Genomic DNA, 517 nt, shown 5'->3' on the forward strand with positions numbered 1-517 from the left:
GACCAATGTGGTCAGCGATACGGCTCTGCCCATGGTGATGGTGTCGGTCAGCAACGAGCTGAGTTGCACGGCCCTGACGGCCACTCTCAGCACGACGGCCACGCCCGGCGTTACGTATCTGTGGAGCACGGGCGCGACTACGCCAACGATCTCGGTGAGTGTAGCCGGTCCGTACTCGGTAACGGTAACGGGTCTGAATGGGGCTACGGCTTCGGTGAACACGGCGGTCTTCAGTGATACTGCAGTGCCGGAAGTGACGGCCCTGGTCAGCAACACGCTGACTTGCGCTCAACCAACCGCTGCCATCAGCACGACGGCCAGTCCGGGTGTGACGTATCTATGGAGCACCGGCGAAACGACGTCAAGCATCGTCGTCGAAGAGACGGGTGCCTACTCGGTGACGGTAACGGGCGCCAACGGCTGTACGGCGGTGGTGACGACCACGGTGGTGAGCGACACGGCTACCCCAACGGTGACGGCTAGTGTGAGCAACACCCTAACGATCAACCAGCCAACG

General features: G+C 62.1%; 1 pseudogene. It reads left to right on the forward strand.

The annotated features are described in order from the left end of the window. Window positions 1-517 (forward strand): annotated as a pseudogene (locus ACYVBJ_RS20540) (hypothetical protein); the annotation flags it as partial.

Source organism: Spirosoma fluminis (assembly GCF_054778895.1).